The 15,947-nt window shown below is 60.1% G+C and carries 10 protein-coding genes; 5 read left to right on the forward strand and 5 right to left on the reverse strand.

Translation table 11 applies throughout. The annotated features are described in order from the left end of the window. The first annotated feature begins 483 nt into the window (after window positions 1-483). The gene (locus DNI29_RS21010) at window positions 484-2,469 is read left to right on the forward strand and encodes an OmpA family protein (RefSeq protein ID WP_110980110.1); all 1,986 of its coding nucleotides are present in this window, start codon (window positions 484-486) and stop codon (window positions 2,467-2,469) included. 315 nt (window positions 2,470-2,784) lie between these two features. Continuing rightward, complete coding sequence (locus DNI29_RS21015; RefSeq protein ID WP_110980111.1) at window positions 2,785-3,573, forward strand: NIPSNAP family protein; 789 nt, start codon at window positions 2,785-2,787, stop codon at window positions 3,571-3,573. 75 nt (window positions 3,574-3,648) lie between these two features. Here the strand turns inward: DNI29_RS21015 and DNI29_RS21020 are convergent, their stop codons facing one another. From DNI29_RS21020 to DNI29_RS21040, 5 genes are all read right to left on the reverse strand, one after another. Continuing rightward, a complete protein-coding gene (locus DNI29_RS21020; protein ID WP_123823353.1) occupies window positions 3,649-4,086 on the reverse strand; it encodes a hypothetical protein in 438 nt (145 codons plus the stop codon). A gap of 46 nt (window positions 4,087-4,132) precedes the next feature. After that, a complete protein-coding gene (locus DNI29_RS21025; protein WP_110980113.1) occupies window positions 4,133-5,848 on the reverse strand; it encodes a M28 family metallopeptidase in 1,716 nt (571 codons plus the stop codon). Window positions 5,849-6,055: 207 nt separating this feature from the next. Next, the gene (locus DNI29_RS21030; protein ID WP_110980114.1) at window positions 6,056-6,862 is read right to left on the reverse strand and encodes a hypothetical protein; all 807 of its coding nucleotides are present in this window, start codon (window positions 6,860-6,862) and stop codon (window positions 6,056-6,058) included. A 306-nt stretch (window positions 6,863-7,168) separates the two neighbouring features. Further along, complete coding sequence (locus tag DNI29_RS21035; protein ID WP_110980115.1) at window positions 7,169-7,405, reverse strand: hypothetical protein; 237 nt, start codon at window positions 7,403-7,405, stop codon at window positions 7,169-7,171. 164 nt (window positions 7,406-7,569) lie between these two features. Beyond that, window positions 7,570-7,851 (reverse strand): hypothetical protein, encoded by a 282-nt coding sequence (locus DNI29_RS21040; RefSeq protein ID WP_123823354.1) that lies wholly within the window; start codon window positions 7,849-7,851, stop codon window positions 7,570-7,572. 160 nt (window positions 7,852-8,011) lie between these two features. Here DNI29_RS21040 and DNI29_RS21045 point away from each other — a divergent pair, with 160 nt between their 5' ends. The 3 genes from DNI29_RS21045 to DNI29_RS21055 all read left to right on the forward strand — a co-directional run bounded on the left by DNI29_RS21045 (window position 8,012) and on the right by DNI29_RS21055 (window position 15,925). Then, window positions 8,012-14,185 (forward strand): TonB-dependent receptor plug domain-containing protein, encoded by a 6,174-nt coding sequence (locus DNI29_RS21045; protein WP_110980117.1) that lies wholly within the window; start codon window positions 8,012-8,014, stop codon window positions 14,183-14,185. A 100-nt stretch (window positions 14,186-14,285) separates the two neighbouring features. Continuing rightward, complete coding sequence (locus tag DNI29_RS21050) at window positions 14,286-14,975, forward strand: HAD family hydrolase (protein ID WP_110980118.1); 690 nt, start codon at window positions 14,286-14,288, stop codon at window positions 14,973-14,975. Beyond that, the gene (locus tag DNI29_RS21055; protein ID WP_110980119.1) at window positions 14,975-15,925 is read left to right on the forward strand and encodes an ADP-ribosylglycohydrolase family protein; all 951 of its coding nucleotides are present in this window, start codon (window positions 14,975-14,977) and stop codon (window positions 15,923-15,925) included. Before DNI29_RS21050 ends, DNI29_RS21055 begins: the two co-directional genes overlap by 1 nt. Window positions 15,926-15,947 lie beyond the last annotated feature (22 nt).

Below are 15,947 nucleotides of genomic sequence, written 5' to 3' on the forward strand. Positions count from 1 at the left end.
AGTGCACATTGTATGGCTTAAACATTTGTTTTGTATATTGATAAGCAGTGTGTTAGTTGCAAATTATCGATAAAAAAACGAGTCGAATACAGTAAGATTTATCATACTCAAATGTATAAATACGGTTAAGCTTATAGATTTCACTATGTTGTTCAAATGAGTAAAGAATAGAATATTACATAAGAAGCTTTCTATAGTTGCCTGCAGATACAGTAGGATAGGTATGGCAAGAGGTATAGTAGTTTCCGTTGCTACCCTTACTATAGTGGTGAAACCCTAAACCCTGAAAAACCTGAAGTTTTAGCTTCTAGTTAGTTTCAATGCAGCACCTTATACTTCCGAAGCTACAGCGTCGTTGCCAGGTGAAAGAGAGTTAAATAGGATTATAGGTAGTTTCTATCAGTAGATAACCACTAAAATGGAGAATGAAAACAAAGGCTTTTCTACCTTTAAAATCCATTTACTTCGCTCACTATCTTGCCTATGAAGGTTTTGCTGACGCTGGCACTGGCGATATGCTGGCTGAAGCTTTACGCCCAGGAGCCTGCGGCTCTGCGGACGTTCACTGATACCACGGCGCATTACCAGCTTGCCTACCCCAGTACCTGGCACCAAACTCTTGGCAATGGCGGCTATCAGGTAGCTTTTTACGCCGGTGAAGCCACGGAACGAGCCGTAGTCACTATCACTAGCCGCTCCTTGCCTAACGAGCAAAAAAAACTATCGGGCCCGGCGGCTACCAGCTTGGTAGACTCCGTGTGGCAGGCTATCCGGCGGCGGCCGCAGGTGCAGGTGCTGCGTCTGGCCCAGCAGAACGCCGGGCGCTACGAGCAGGTAGAGTACCAGTATAGCTACGCGGCCGGGGCAGCCCTGGCGCTTCGCACCCAGGTAGTGGGCCGCCGCCTCTACTCCAATGGCACAGAGTTTCAGGTAGAGTATCAGGCTCCGGCCTTCCTCGATGCGCGCTACCTGGCGGAAGCAGAGCAGTTAGTTGCATCATTTCGCTTTATTGCACCTACCCCCAGCCGCCAAGTGCCGGCCGCGCCGCAGTGCGACAACAAAATTTATGGAATAGCGGCGCTGCGCTCTGACAATGACATTTGGGAAGACGACTGCCAGACCATACACGAGTTTTCAGCCGCTGACCTCACGGCGCGCCCCAAAATACACTGGCGGGTGCTGCCGTTTCAGTCCTATGCCCTGGCCAAGGGCTTCGATAACTGCCTGTATGCTGTAACTAAGGCACCCACGGATGCCCCTGAACGGGTGTACCGCTACAACCCGGCCACGGAGCAGGGCGAGTACACCACCTGGCGCCTACCCCCCCAGGGCTCCGAAAACGTCTGGATTTCGGCGGCCACCGATGAGCAGGGCCATCTATATTTCATGACTTCCGACGCGGGCAAGCTCGTGAAAATAAACCCGGCCGATGGCTCGGTAACCCTGCTCTGGACTGCCGACCCCATGCGCCAAGCACCTTTCTACCCGACCATTGGATTTCCGGGGGCGGGTTCGCACGGCAATTTCTGTCTCGGCGATGCGCGTACGCTCTACCAGGTGTACAGCACCGATGGCTCCGTGATGCAAGTCGACCTGAGCAACCGCCGTCCTGCAGCTACCCTTACTACTTTCTCGGGGCTACCCGAGCGTGGAGGGTACAGCGACCTGTTGCTGCAAACGGATGAAGCGGGCCGCCGATGGCTGTATATGGCCGGTCCCAAGGCACTATATCGGGTAGATATGAGTCGGGGAGAGGCGGAACTGGTACGCCGGGGAGTGTACACGGATTTGGCGGGTTGCACCGTATTGCCACGCGAGCCAGTAGCCGCGGCAGCCGCCCCCGTGCCAGCCCCGCCCCCCGTGCCGACTACTGGCTTGTGGCGGGGCCGCCTGCTCGATGCTGTTACGTTTCAGCCGCTGCCGCAGGCTAAGCTGCGCCTCGGCCCGGCCGGGGCCGAAACCACGGTGGCGCTTTCTCCGCAGGGAGAGTTTTCGTTTCTGGTAGAGCCGGGCCGGGCCGCCACGGCGCATGTTCAGTTGGCCGGTTACCTACCCCTCGATAGCGCTTATACTGCTCTGCCGGGGCCTTACGTGCAGGATATCTTAGTTCAGCCTCTTTCCGTTGGTACCACGCTGCGGCTCGACAAGGTACGGTTTGAGCAGGGCAGCGCCCGGCTGTTTACGTCATCTTACCCAGCTCTGCGGCGGCTCTTGAAACTGCTCACGGAAACCCCAACTCTGACCATTGAACTGCGCGGCCACACCGACAATGTGGGCTCTGCTGAGAAGAACGTGCAGCTCAGTGAGCGGCGGGTAGCTACTGTAAAGTCCTACCTCGTGCGCCACGGCATAGCCGAAAGCCGCATTACCGGGCTGGGCTTGGGTGGGGCCGAGCCGCGCGCCAGCAACGACCGGGAAGCTACCCGCCAGCTTAACCGCCGGGTTGAATTTCGGGTGACGGGAATATAGAAGGTAGGAAGCCTACCTTCCAGAGGGGTTTAGCGGGAACAGGGGGTAGGGCTTAATCTACTGGCTTCTCCTGACTGTGTTTCACCCATTTCAGCGGGGCCACTACCTTAGTTGTCACTACCACTGATGAGCACGTCAGGAGTTATGTTGGGGGAAGTATACCAAATGCTTCATAGCCGGGGGGCGCTGCGGTAAGCGCAGCAGTGCGTGCTTAAGTTGCTGAGTCTAGAAGGCGATGCTGTGGGCTCATGGTTGTAAGAGCTAGGTTTATGCTTACTTGATGTGCTAATTCAGCCCTTTCTATTCCTCTCGTCTATGAAACAGCTTCAGTTTTTGCTTTCTATAATTCTCCTTGCCTTCGGGATAGGTAGGGAGAAGGCTGCCGCTACTGCCCTGGCGGCGCGGCCCGCCTACCTGGAACTGAAGGTATACCACCTCAAAACCAGCCGGCAGGAGGCCGTGATTGATAGTTTCCTACAGCACCACTACATGCCGGTACTGCGCGCAGCCGGCATTACCACCATTGGCGTGTTCAAACCCCTTGGCAACGATACGGCCGCTGATAGAAGAATCTATGTGTTGACCCCGTACAAATCCTTGAAGCAGTGGGAGAAAATAAGCCAGGAAACCACCGCGAAACTGCTAGCCACCGGGGGCGCCTACGTGACTGCAGCCCACAATACTCCGGCGTATAGCCGGCTAGAAACGGTTTTTATGAAGCCTTTTGAGCAAATGACGAGCTTGGCAGCCCCGCAGCTCGACGCGCCCAAAAACCAGCGAGTGTATGAACTGCGCAGCTATGAGGGAGCCAGCGAAAAGATCTTCCGCAACAAAGTGCAGATGTTTAACGCCGGCGGAGAAATCAAGCTATTCTCACGGCTGGGCTTCAATGCTATTTTCTACGGGGAAGTGCTCTTAGGCTCCAAAATGCCGAACCTGATGTACATGACCTCTTTCGCCAGCATGCAAGCCCGGGAGGCCCACTGGAAAGCCTTCGGCAACGACCCCGAGTGGAAGACACTATCCGGCCTGCCCGAGTACCAGAACAACGTCTCGCACATTGACATTATGTTTCTGCGCCCAACCGAGTACTCAGGGCTCTAAACAGTGGGAAGAAACCTGGAGGTACGAGCAGTGCTTTACTCCTGCATACACCTTTGGAGGCAGTGCCCGTTGAATTCATTGGGGGCAATAAGCTGGCTGAAGAATGCGTGTTGTATCGAAGCGAATGGCTGACCTGTCTTTGAAGCTGAACATACCATTCTGCTCTTTTATATCGCCAAATCCTTGAAGAAAGCCCTTATCGGTGCGCAGAAAGGCAACTGGTGCGGCAATGGAACTAGGTTTGCCATTATATTCAAGCTGCCAGTCAGCTAGTAGGGTGTCCCCGTGCACTACACCGCTTATGGGGCCGCTTTCACGTTGTTCGGCGTTGAAGGTAATGCGCCCTGTTACAGACGGATGCAGCGTGATAATGTGCAGATAAATGGTGTCATCTTCTGAATCATAGGCATAGCATTGAGGAAAATCAGTCAATTTAACTGAACCTGTAGGCTCCTGCCTGCCGCAAGCAGCAAACAGGAGCAGAAAACCGATTAGGCAACAGACTTTTGGCACAGTGGCCGTTGGGTGAGTTAACAACGTAAGACCTCTCAGCTGTACGCTACTGCCCGCCCATACTCTTATCCCGCGCGCCTTTGAACTCGGAGCCGGCGCGCCACTGTGGGAAGCTGGTTTCGGCGGCCAGGCGTTGGCCCACGCGGAAGTAGAGTTGGGCGTCCTGGGCGATGCCCGAGAGGTCCCAGCTGGGGTCAAACTGGTCGGCGGGCTTGTGGTACATGTTGGTGGTGTAGTTCTGGCGCTGCTGGGCAATGTAGTCCTTGCCGCGGCTGCGGCTCTCGAAGCCGCCGCTGGCGTAGAGCGAGGGGACGCCTACATGGGCAAAGTTGAAGTGGTCGGAGCGGTAGAACATACCGGTTTCGGGCTGCTGATCGGGGAGGATGTAGCGGTCCTGCTCCCGAGCCGCGGCGCGGGCGTAGTCCTCCAGCTCCGATTGGCCATAGCCGATAACCGTGAGGTCCTTCATCTGTCCGTAGGGCCAGAGCATGTCCATGTTCAGGTCGGCTACGGTTTTGTTGAGGGGGTAGGGCGGGTGCTGGGCATAGTAGGCCGAGCCCAGCAGGCCCTGCTCCTCAGCCGTCACGGCCAGAAATACAATGCTGCGCTCCGGCTTTTGAGGAGCTTTCTGGAAGGCCTCGGCAATGCTGAGCAGGGCGGCCAGGCCAGTGCCGTCGTCCACGGCTCCGTTATAGATAGAGTCGCCGGCAATGGCTTTGCCAACCCCAAAATGGTCCCAGTGAGCCGAGTAAATGATGTATTCATTGGGGCGGGTGGTGCCGGGAAGCACGGCCAGCACGTTGCGCGAGGTCTGGCGGCGCAGCTTGTTCTGGATACTGCCCGAGAGGGTAAGCCCGCCCAAAGGTCGGGGCCGGAAGCCGCGGGTATTCGCAGCGGTGTAGAGCTGGTCGTAACTGAGGCCGGCCGCCTGGAACAGCTTCTTGGCCGCGTCCAGGGTCAGCCAGCCTTCCAGGGCGCACTTGTCGGCGCCTTTATTGGCAGTTTGAGCGCGCAGCTTGGGGCTGATGGCCCCGCTTAGCACCACTGACCAGGGGTAGGCCGCCGGCTTGGTATCGTGCACAATGAGCACACCGGCCGCGCCGTGGCGGGCAGCTTCTTCGTATTTGTAGGTCCAGCGGCCGTAGTAGGTCATGGCCTTGCCCTTGAACAGGGTAGTATCCTGGCCGGCGTTGCCGGGGTCATTCACCAGCACCACCACCGTTTTGCCTTTCACATCGAGGCCCCGATAGTCGTCCCAGCCGTACTCGGGGGCCACCACTCCGTAGCCGGCAAATACCAGCGGCGAGTTCGAAACGCTTACTTGCGGCTGCTCGCGCTGAGTGAAACTTACGAAGTCGGTTTTATACTGAAAGCTCAGGGGCTTACCTTTGCCCTTGATTTGAAGGGTAGGCGCGGGCGTGCCGGTAATTTCTACCAAGGGCACTGGCTGAAAGTACGAGCCCTCGGGGCCGGGCTGCAGACCCAGCCGTTTGAACTCATCGGCCAAGTACTGGGTGCTGCGCTCCTCGCCCACGGTAAACGGCTTGCGCCCCATCATCTCGTCTGCCGACACCGCCTGCAGGTAGCGGCCAATAGTAGCGGCGCTAATGGCGTCAGCGAGGGTAGGAGCCTGGGCTCCCGGAGTAATGTCGGTGGTGGCAGTTGGCGCGGCAGAGGTGGTAGTGGCCGTTTGTGACTGGCAGGCGGCTAGGGTTGTTAGGCCCAGCAGCAGGCTGGCGGGGAGCAGGCGGGAGAGAAGCATAGAAACAGACGGTTGAATCGGGCGGATAAGGTAGCAGAAGTTGCGGGGTAATTGAGCGTTTCACCCGAACAAAACAACCGTTATGTTGCGCTCCGCGAAGCATCTATCCCTTTTGCTAATGCTGAAGGCTTACCTCACGAAGCAGGTAAGAATGCCTTGCGAGGCTTAGCACCGTCTTTTTTAAGACAACCAATTTTTGGCTACTGCCTAATCCCCATCCTCACACTCTGACCGTATCTGGCTGAATAGCTGCTCATACTGCTGGCGCATGCGCGTGGTGGGCTCCGTCTGGGGTAGGGCCTGATTGACGCAGTTCCACCACCCCGTGTTCAGCAGATCTACTTGGGCGTAGTGGTACCAGTCGGGGCTGTTGAGCTGCTCGCGGAAGCGGGCCATTAGGCTTTCCGGCACACTGTTGCGCTTGGCTTCCCGCCGAAGCAACTGCTCCCAATCGCGGCGGATGAGGCTGTCGTTGTGAGCGGCCAAGCTACGCACGTATTGGGTGCATGCACCTGGGTAGGGGGCAGTAAGCAGCAGCTCTGGGGTAGTATAGGCCTGAATCAGGAGCTTCTTGGCTTTGTACTCGCTTTCCAACTCGCGCAACCGGGCTTGCTTGAGCTGCTGCCACACCGGCTGCGGCACCACTTGTAGCTGCTGGTAGCGCAGGTGCAGCTTGGTATAATCAGCCTCAAGCGAGTCGAGGCTTAACTGATCAATATCAGCCGGAGTAAAGGTGATGGCATGATAGTTCAGGGTGGCGCTGTGCTCCAGCACTTCCCAGGTACCCAGCAGTTGAGCCGCCGTATAGCGCTTAGGGTTGTAGCGGCCCGTGTGCAGGCAAATTTCGCTTTCCCAGGTGAGGGTAGCCAGGGTATCAGCGGCAAGTGCGGGGGGCGGGAGAGCTGCTTTAGGTGCGGTTTGGGCTGCGGCAGGTTGCTTAACGGGGTTTTCAGCAGGCGAGGAGCAACCCCCGACACCTAACGCAAGAAGCAGTAAAAGCAGGGTTTTATTCAAAAGTCAGAATGCAGAAAGAACACGGTGCGCTCTGCGAGCCGGCCAAATATACACGGATGGCTATTTTTCCGACAGCCGTACCCTAATGGTGCTACCTGGTGCCCGCCCGGTTTCCCGCCGTCATTCTGCTCAACGGCAGCTCAGTGCTGCACCTAATGATCATCTTTCTGCTCAGGGTTACTCAGACTACCCTTGTTCCTGCGCTGCCTGCTAACAGGGTAGCTTGGCGTGGTTTGCTGTTTGCCTTACTAGCCTGCCGTATGCCCATTTGTTTAGGCCTACGGCAGGCTTGGGGTTTGGCCCGAATTACCGGGTAGAGTGGTGACCTACTTTGTAAGTAGAACGGCTGCGCGACTTCTGCTTGAATAGGGAAAGCCGCTTCTTGCTCTTTTTATGGCCCTTATAGCGTTTATAGAAGGGGCGGTGGGTGTATACTTTGCCGCGCATCTTGGCTCGGGCGTAGCGGGTAGGGCGGGCAGCATCCACGGGTTCGGCTACGCCAATCATCAACAGCGCAACCAACAAAAGCACGATTCGGGTCATAGGCCAAGCAAGTTAAGTACGGAGGTATAACTCAACCCTACCTGAAAAATTGTACGCTGTCGGGGTTGCATGCCATTCGGATGCCGCAGAAGGCAAAAAAAACGGCCTTCCGTATGCGCTACACACGAAAGGCCGGGAATAGGTAATTCAAATCAAGACGAAGACTAGCTTCCCCCTATGGTCTGGTTGCGCGAAGGCTGTTTGGGCGCCGGAGTGGTTGTTCTCTTACGCTTCCGCCAGATCTGATACCACCGCTGCCGGTAGCGGGCCGTCCGCTTCTTGCGGGCTCTGCGGCCGCCGCCTCTGTAGGTGCGGTAGTTAGGGCGGTGCACGTAGGTTTTACCGCGCATTTTGGCCCGGGCTGCCGGGCCACCCTGGCCCAGAGCTGGGCTAACATCAACCAATGCCATCAGCATCAGCCAAAGAAGGAGAAAAAGTCTTGGCATATAAAAAGGAGAAAATTGCGATAGAGGGGAGGCAAAAGTAGATAGCGCATGGCAACTATTCGGCCAGAATACGGGGCTTACGCAAAAAAAGTCGGGCTTGGATTGTGGAATCAGTTGAGCCGTGGCATCTGGCTGGTAGAAATAATACTCTACCCGGCCTATGTTTCAATCCTTACGCTTGCTCTGTATCTTGTTCGGTATCATTGGAATACCGCTGTTTTCATCGGCTCAGCAGCGGCTGGCTAGTGCCCGGTCGCGCAGCTACCTTACCAAAATATTTCAGCTCACCGATGCCCAAACGCGGCGCATATATGAGCAGGGAATGGGGGCCGTTCGGCCAGATTTTTTTTCCCAGCCCCTTGATTCTTTTCCTACTGATGAGCCCCGGCGTGCCCGGCCTTTGCCCGTGGGTTACTACCTGCTAGCCCGCACCGAAGGTCCGCAGCTGGTGTACTGGCTGCAGGCCGTCACGGACCGCCAGCTTACCCTTCTGGATAACCAGGTAGATCTGACGGTACTCGTGCGCGACTCTCTGGGCCGGCTGCTGCCCGACGCCCGGGTAATGCTGCCGTCGGGCCGCGCGCTCCCCTTCGACGAGAAGCTGCAGGCCTACCGTTTGCCCGGAAAAGCCGCGCGGCCTGGGTTGCTGGCCGTGACTCAGGGTGGGCGCACCACATTTCATACCCTGGACCAGACGTTCCCGAGCCGCCGCGGGGGGCACCAGCGCTACCCCCTTGCCTGGCGCCGAGTGCTGCACCGGGTGGCGTTTGGCTTTCCGCTGGGGTACCTGGGCCGGCCTGTGCAAAGCCTTGTGCGGCAGCTGCGGTGCGCTTCGTGCTCGGCTACGGGGGTAGTGGGGCTGGTGCGGGCTGCTTTCAGCGAGGATGTGCGGGAGGAGCGCCGGCAGCAACGCGGCCAGAGATCGAGGCAGAAAACCTGGGTAGGCTACATGGTGCTGAGCAAACCACGCTACCGGCCTTCCGCCGACACCCTTCGGCTGAAGGCGCGTATCCTTCGCCCCCAATCGGGGCGGCCGTACCGCAAGCCGTTGGAGCTCCGTCTGGGGGTAGGGTACGGCTCAGAGGGAAAGAAAGTGGCGACACTGCAGCCGGTGCGCCCCGGTTCCTATGAGTACGCGCTACCCCTGACCGATACCCTCGGCCTGCGCCTCGACCAAACGGTGCGTGTATTGCTGACGGAGCCGGGCCGCCCCGGTGCCGTGGTCAGCGAGGCCAGTTTCCGGCTGGAAGATTACGAGCTCAGCAACACCCGCTACACCCTGCGCACGGCCGAAACCCAGCACCGGCGCGGCACCACGCAGGCCATGTTTTTGCGCGGCCAGGACGCCAACGAGCTGAACCTGCTGGATGCCCGCGTGCGCCTGAGCGTGACGCCCCAGAGCGTAGGCCGGTTTCCGGGTCGGCAGGTGTTTGTGCCCGATACCCTCTGGACCCGCGCTCAGCCCCTGGATGCTACCGGTGAAACCCGCCTGAACCTGCCTGCTACCGCCCTGCCCGCCACCGCCCTGACCTACAAGGTACACGCTACCTTCCTCAACGGCGACAACGAGCGGCATACTGAAACGGCGTTCGTCGGCTACGCCCTCGACCCAGGGCAGCTACAGCTGGAACTGCGGCAAGATTCCATAGTGGCTCGTTATGCGGGAGCGGCAGAGAAAAGCCAGCCACGGCGGGCCGTGCTGGAGGTGCAAGGCCCGGAGCGGCAGGGTAGCATGCGCATTCTGCGCCGCGACACCATAACACTACCCCTTGCCCAGCCGGTAAACCTGCGGGCTACGCGCTACCGCCTCACCGACGACGCCGGCCACGAAGCGACCCTTAACCTGAACGCAGACAACTCGGGCCTGCTCATCCGCTCCGAGCGCACCCCTGATTCCATCCGGATTATGGCGGAAAACCCGCGTCGGCTGGCGTTCTGGTTTTTCCTCTACCGGGGCAACGAGTTGGTGGAGCGTGGCTTTGGGCCCAACCTGCAGGTAGCCCGCCCCGCCGCCAGCCCGGAGCCCTGGTACGTATCGGTGCACTATTTCTGGGCCGGGGAACTACAGGTGGCTGAGTACAACGTGCCCCTGCCGCAGCACCAGTTGCTGATAGAAGCCGACCAGCCCGACGTGGTGTACCCCGGCCAGAAGGTGCCCCTGCGCTACACCGTGCGCGACGGCCAAGGCCGCCCCGTGCCCGGCGCCGACCTCACCGCCTACGCCTACACCAGCAAGTTTTCCGCTTCCAATGCTCCCACGGTTCCCAGCTTTGAGCCCCCGGTAATGGGGCGCGTATCGCGGCGGCGGTTTGCGCTAGGAGCGAGGTTTGAGGGCGACGCGCCCGAAGGACGTCAGCTTCTGCCCTGGGGCGCGTGGCGGCGACAGTTGGGCCTCGATTCCCTGCGTTTCTATCAGTTTCTCTACCCCGAATACGGCACCTTTCATGAATACCAGCCGGCGCCGGGCGGCCTCACTCAGCTTTCTCCCTTCGTGGTCGATTCGGGGAGGGTGCAGCCCACGGTGGCGGTATATCTGGATGGAGTACCCGTGTACGTAGCGGCGGTGAACCGCGAGGAGCCCTTTGCGCTGGTAGCTGACAGCGGCCGGCACACCGTAGCCATTCGTACTCCCACCCACCTGGTCACCCTCCGCGACGTGCAGTTGCGCCACCTCCACAAGCTTACCCTCAGCATCGACCCCCACCAGCCCTGCCACGAGCTGACGGTGGAAAAACGGGGAGCAGTAACTCGGCAGGAGCAAGAGCAACTGCAGCGCTTTCTGGTGTTGGTGGAGCGCAGCGCTTCCGGCGAGCAAGTGTTATTGCGCCAGGGCAACCGGTTGCAGCCCCTGGGCGAGGGGGTGCCCCACCGTCCGTACTCATCACGGCCCCGCTCCATGCACTACCGCGCCGATAATGACCTGCTGCACCTGGGTGGCCCTTTCCGACCCGATTCGGTGCTGCTGCGCCGCTCCGATGGGTTACGTCGGCGGTTTCTGCTGGAGCCCATGTACCGGTATACCTTCGCGCCGGGCTTGCTGAAGATGCGTAGCGTGGAAAGCTCGGCGTTTGGCAACCTGGCCGAGGCCCGCACCTTCCTACCCCTGGAGTTGCCCCTTAAGGATTTCGCGTACACCGAAGCCGACCTTCGGCCTCAGCCTGCCACTAACTACTACCGTGCCCCGCAGCGCGAGCCTCTGCTGTTCAGCCCTAGCACTACCCCCAAGGGCCAGGGTCGCTTAATCGTGCGCCTGCCCGCGCCACCAGCTCCGCCCCACCAGCCGCTGCCTCAGGTATTGTACACGCTTATCACTCAGCCTGCCAATATGAAGTTTGCGCGGCTGCTGCGCTACCTGCCTACCCCCCTGCATGCCCTCGCGCCCGGCCGCTACCGGGTAGCGCTGCTGCTGGCCGATAGCTCGGTGCTGGCTCCCAACGCCGATATTCAGGTGTGGCCCGATGGCACAACCTACGTGCAGTTGGAGCGCCCCGACCTTCTACCAGAGGGCCGGCTTAGCAAGCAGCTGCGCCGGCGGGTAAGACAACTAGTGACGGAAAATCTGCCCCACAATCCAGCCACCCCAGCCCAGGAGCTACGGGAGTCGCGGCGTGAAATAACGGTGGCGGTGCCCGTGGTGCCGCAGCCCGGCTGGCGGGTGCAGCGCGGCCGCATCGAAGACCGGCAAACCGGAGAGGGGCTGCCCGGCGTGACGGTGCTGCTGAAAGGCACTACCCACGGCATCAGCACCAACGCCGATGGCAGCTTCGAGCTGGCTGTGCCGCCCACGGGTGGTGTGCTGGTTCTGTCTTCAATTGGCTACATCAGCGTGGAGCGGCCAGTAGATGGTTCTGATATGGTTGTTGCCCTGAGCGCCGATTCCAGGCAGTTGAGCGAGGTAGTGGTAGTAGGCTACGGGGCGACGCGGAGCAGAAAAGAAGTGACTGGGGCCGTTACGAGCATCAGCACTGCCCTGCAGGGCAAGGTGGCCGGCGTGACCATTACAACAGATGCCGGGGGTAGTCCGCAAATTCGAATTCGGGGCGCCAGCACCGCTACTGGTAGTGGTGCTCCGTTGCTGATTGTTGATGGGCTGCCTTTCAGCGGAAAGCTGGAGGACCTGAGCCCGGATGACATTGCCAAGATGGACGTGTTGAAAGCGGCTTCGGCCATGGCCATGTACGGTTCGCGGGCCAGCAATGGGGTAGTCATTATCACCACGAAAAAGGGTATTCCGGGCCGGCCGGCCCCTGGCCTCAACGGCAGCCAGGAAGCCCTGGGCCCGGATGGCTTGCCTCTGGCCGGCCGCGACCCGCGCCTGGCCCTGCGCCGCCGCTTCTCCGATGTGGGCTGGTGGCGGCCTACCCTCGTAACCGACCGGCAAGGCCAGGCCCGTACCGAGGTAATCATCCCCGACGACATCACCGGCTGGGATACGTTCGTGCTGGCTTCCGACGACCACGCCCGCACCGGCTCCTTTACCCAATTGCTTCGCTCCTTTAAAGCTGTGATGGGGGAGCTGGCGGCCCCGCGCTTTCTGATTCAAGGCGACCGGCCTCAGGTAATCGGCAAAACCCTCAACTACCTCCCCGATACCGCTCAGGTGACTACCAGCTTCCGGGTGGGCGAGGGGCCGGCGCGCACCCAGCAGCGCCGTGTGGCTACCTCCGTGCTCGATACGCTTACGTTCACGGCCCCCACCACCGCCGATTCTGTAGCCGTCAGCTTTGGGTTGACGCAGCCCAACGGCTACCAGGACGGGGAGCTGCGCCAGATTCCGGTGTTGCCCGCCGGCACCCGCGAGCGGGTCGGCACTTTCGTTGTGCTCACGGCCGCTGATACTACCTTAGCCCTGCCGGTGCGGCCGGAGCTGGGCCCCGTAACCGTGCGCCTGGAAAGCGACCCGCTGCCAGCTTTGCTTGAGGAAATTCAGCGGGTGCAGCGCTACGCCTACCTCTGCAACGAGCAGGCCGCTTCCAAGCTGAAAACCCTGCTGCTGGAGCAGCGCATCCGGCAGGCGTTGCAGCAGCCATTCAAGGCCGGACGGGACGTGGAGCGCCTGATCCGGCACCTGCTGCGCGGCCGCCATCAGCCCCAGGGGCTGTGGGGTACTTGGCCTACCTCGCCGGTGAGCCCCTGGGCTACTCTGCACGTAGTAGAAGCGTTGCTGGCCGCTGAAGCGCAAGGTTATAAAGTAGCTCTCGACCGGGACGCCCTGCGGCGCTACCTGCTTCAGCAGCTGGATATTGCCTTTGCTGATGCGGCTGTACGCCGGGCGCTGGATGGCTCCGCTACCGGCCAGCGCCTCGATGCCCTGTACTTCCGCACCGATGACGACCGGATTCGGCTGCTGCAGGCCCTGCACCGCCTCGGCGCTACCCCCGATTTTTCGACCTACCTCCGCCGCCTGGAGCGCGAACAAAAAGGCCGCCAGCCCCTGGACCGCTACCTGGCCCTTACTACCCTGCGCCAGCAACTCAACCTGCCGTACCAGCTCGATACCCTCCGGCGCTTTCGCCTCCGCAGCGAACTAGGCGGAGCCTTCTACGCCGATACGCTTCGGGCCGGCTCCTACTACCGCTACCTGCTGCCCGAGCGCCTAGGCAGCACCCTGCTAGCCTACCGACTGCTGCGGACCCAGGGCGGCCACGAGGCAGAACTGGTGCGCATTCGAACGTATTTACTGAACCAGCGCCGCACGGCCAGCCACTGGAGCAGTACCTTTGAGGCAGCTCAGATTCTGGAAACCATTGTGCCCGATTTGCTGGTGCCTGCCAGTGGGGGGCTTATGGCCCGCGCCCAGCTACGCGGCGCCCTCAACCAGGAAGTCCGGGCGTTTCCCTTTGAAACCACGCTGCCCCCTACGGCCGGGCCCTTAATGCTGCATAAGGAAGGCGGCTTGCCGGTGTACGCTACTGCCTATCAGTCCTTCTGGAACCCTACCCCCGCCGCCCAGGCCAACCCCTTTGTGGTCAGTAGCCGGCTGGCCGGACAGGAGGGAGGCCGGGTGCGGTTGCGGGCCGGGCAGCCCGCCGAGCTGGAAGTAACCGTGGACGTGAAAGCCGAAGCGCGCTACGTGCTGCTGGAAGTGCCCATTCCGGCTGGCTGCTCCTACGGTGAGAAAACGGGAGGTAACTACTTCGAGGTGCACCGTGAGTATCTGCGCCATCAGGTGGGTATTTTTATGGATGTGTTACCAGTAGGGCGCCACACGTTTCGGGTGGCCCTGCAGCCCCGCTACCGCGGGCGCTACACTGTTAATCCCGCCAAAGCCGAGCTCATGTATTTCCCTACCCGCTTCGGCCGCTCGGCCAGCAAGCAGGCCGTAATAGAGTAGGGGTTGGAGGCATAAGCAAAACGCCTATCCTTCTGTGCGCGGCACCGGAGGCCAGGCGTTTTGCTTGAGGCAACCGCCGCGTCCCGTACTTTCGCGGCCTATGAGCTATTCCGTATTGCTGTTTGATTACGATGGTACCCTCTGCGACACCCGCGAAGCCATCGGCTATTCCCTACGCCGCACGTTTCAGGAATTGGGCGAGCTGGAACTACCCGAGCCGGTGCTGCGGGCCGTGATAGAGCAGGGGCGGCCCCTGTCCGAAACACTGCTCCGGCTGCACCCAAGGGCCACCGAACCCCTACCCCCCGTTTGGGTAGAAACCTACCGGGCTATCTATCAGGACGAGGCCGAGAAGCTGGTGGTGCCATTTCCGGGGGCGAAGGATGTGCTGGCCGCGGCGGTGGCGCAGGGCTGCACAGTTATCATTATCAGTAATAAAGGCTTGGCCGTGCTGGAAAACTCCCTGCGACGCTTGAGGCTGTGGGAGTATGCGTCCTTGGTACTCGGCGACGACCCCACGGCTACCCCCGCGCTACCCCTAAAGCCTAATCCTGCCCTGTTCACCCACCGAGTTCAGCCCCAGTTTCCGCAGGCTACTCCGGCGACCACCCTCATGATTGGCGACACGGTGACGGACCTACAGTTTGCCCGCAACTGTGGTATTGCCGCTTGCTGGGCAGCCTATGGGTTTGGTGATGATGCCGACTGTGCCGCCCTTCAGCCCGCTCACCGCATCAGTAGTTTAGCGGAGCTACTGCCTCTTTTCTCGCCTTCTCAAACGCTGTCCTAATGCCAGCTTCTTCTAATAAAGAGTCCCAGATCCGGGCGGCCCTGCTGGGGCTGGCCGTGGGTGATGCCCTTGGCGTGCCGGTGGAGTTCCAGAGCCGCGCCGCGCGCCACCTCGACCCCGTTGTGCACATGCGCGCCTATGGTACCCACCACCAGCCGGCCGGCACCTGGTCCGATGACGCCTCTTTGACCTTCTGCTTAGCGGAGGCTATTGCCGAGGGCTTCAGCGTAGGCAAGGTGGCCGAAAACTGCTGCCGCTGGTACTACCAGAATTTCTGGACACCGCACGGCTCGGTATTCGATATTGGCATCACGACCAGGGAGGCCATTCAGCGGTTGAAATCCGATAAGGACCTGATACTGGCCGGCCGAAAGGATGAATACAGCAACGGCAACGGCTCCCTGATGCGGATTCTGCCGCTGGCGTTCTACCGCGAGGAAGAGCCCGTAAAGGAGCGTTTCCAGCTTATTCATAGAGTGTCGGCCATCACGCACGGTCATATCCGCTCGGCAGTGGCTTGTTTTCTATACCTGGAAATGGCCTCCTGCCTCCGGGCGGGGCTCCAACCGGCCGCCGCTTATGCTAGACTTTGCGCGGACTTTCCGGCTAAGCTCTACGAGCTGAATATCCCGGCTCGTGAGGCAGATCATTTCGAGGTTATTCTCAGCGGCCGCCTGCCCGATCTGCCTCAGCAACTAATCAACAGTGGCGGCTACGTAATGCACACGCTGGAAGCGGCCCTGTGGTGCTTGCTGCGTTACGAAACCTACCCAGAAACCGTACTGGCCGCCGTCAACCTCGGCGACGATACTGATACCACCGGTGCTGTAGCGGGTGGGTTAGCAGGGCTCTATTATGGCAAAGCTGCAATTCCTGCCGACTGGCTACAGGTGCTGGCCCGCCGCCCCGATATTGAAAACTTAGCCCAACGATTGGCGGCGGTTCAATAGGTAGGTAGCAATTCTTCAGGAG

The sequence above is a fragment of the Hymenobacter sediminis genome (assembly GCF_003231285.1).
Classification (GTDB): Bacteria; Bacteroidota; Bacteroidia; order Cytophagales; family Hymenobacteraceae; genus Hymenobacter; species Hymenobacter sediminis.